Source organism: Prosthecobacter sp. Pr1 (genome assembly GCF_057652315.1).
In genome coordinates this window covers 1-1,466 of sequence record NZ_JBYFBS010000054.1, presented here as the reverse complement: position 1 = coordinate 1,466, position 1,466 = coordinate 1, and the positions used below count along the sequence as shown (strand labels likewise).

Genomic DNA, 1,466 nt, shown 5'->3' with positions numbered 1-1,466 from the left:
CAATAGTGTTCGGCACGGGGAGTGCTTTCGAGCGGGAAGGAAAGAACCATGGCGCAGCATCTTGGCGACGCAGAGATTGGCAAAGGAGCTCCAATGACGGCAGCGCGGTATCCAGACACGCGCAGCCCTGGCGTTCTGTGCGCCTGCTTTATGCCCTAGCGTGAAGGCTTCCAATTTTGCAAAGACCCATGCCGCGGCTGGCGCACACGGGTGGTGCGCTCCACTTCAAGCCGCAGAGCATCGGCAAGCTCTTCTGCCGTTGCCGTCTGCATCTGATGAAAAGCCAGCATCTCAAGCATGCGTTTGCTTGGCCGCCGTCCCAGCCTGCGCGTCAGCAGCACCGCGCAGATCAGCGCGGCATAGATCTGGATGGCCACGCCGTTTTCGCTCTCCGCAAACCAGTGCCGGCAGGGCAGCAGGCATTTGAGCCAGCGGAAAAATCCCTCCACCTCCCAGCGCTGCCGGTAGAGTCCGGCGAGCTCCCCGGCGCTGAGCTGTTCTGCTGTTTGATTGCTCACCAGCCATACGGGCTCCTCCATGTCGGGCCGGTCCACGACCACCAGACGGAACGGGCCGCGCCTGCACAGGGCCCTCTCCCCGAGCATGACGCGCTCATCCCGGCAGACGCCGGCCTCAATGTCGCGCTGGCTTAGCGGCAGCTCCTGGAGCGTCTCCACCTTGACATGGTTCTGGCGCAGGCGCATCAGAAAGCCGCATCCGGCGCTCTGGAGCTCCTCGAGGTAGCGGTAGTTCATGCCGTAGTTGCGGTCGCCGATGTAGAACTCCCCGGCCTTGAGCTGCTGGCGCAGGGCTTTGCGCTCGCACAAAACCCCGTTGGAGGGCAGGCCGCCGGCAGGCAGGCCGTCGGCCAGACGGTATTTGATGTGCAGGCGCACGGCGCGCTGGTCCTTGTACTGGCTGCGCCAGGTGGCCCAGTCCATGCGCGGGAGCACATACCACAAGGTGCTGTCGACCACGCGCAGCGCGGCGAGGTCCACGCCGCCGGGACCGGGCTGCGGGGGAAGGTCCGCCACCAGGCGCTCCAGCACGGCCTGGAGCAGCCGCGCATCAAAGAGGCTCTGCGCCTCCGAGAAGCTGCCCAGGCTTGCGGGCAGGGTGCCCAGGGAGCGTTGCGTGCGCTGCAGCCTGCTGGCCTGGCAGAGCCCGCGCATGGAGGTGATGACCGGGTTGAACAGGCCGAGCAAAAACAGCGAGAAGTAATCGCGCTGGTGGAGGGTGCGCCGCGGGTCGTGCTCGCTGCGGTGGGGCTGATGCAGCGGGCTGACCTCGTCGAGCACACGCTGGAACTGCTCGATGAGCTTCCAGTGCCGCAGCTGGGCGGCTTCAATCTTGGGGGCTGGGACTCGGGCTGCAGCCATCAGCAACTTCATGCCACCCTTCGCCCAAAGGTACAGCAACATTTTTGTCACATCACCCCACCTCAAACCCTGTGCCGAACACTATTG

The 1,466-nt window shown here is 64.9% G+C and carries 1 protein-coding gene; it reads right to left on the bottom strand.

All coding sequences use genetic code 11. From position 1 onward, the window contains the following. Window positions 1-155: 155 nt before the first annotated feature. Complete coding sequence (locus tag AC24GY_RS29415; RefSeq protein ID WP_487690441.1) at window positions 156-1,421, bottom strand: IS4 family transposase; 1,266 nt, start codon at window positions 1,419-1,421, stop codon at window positions 156-158. Window positions 1,422-1,466 lie beyond the last annotated feature (45 nt).

Bases quoted from the DNA above. Each gene is read 5' to 3' on its own strand.
- AC24GY_RS29415 (WP_487690441.1), bottom strand. From the start codon at position 1,421: ATGTTGCTGTACCTTTGGGCGAAGGGTGGCATGAAGTTGCTGATGGCT.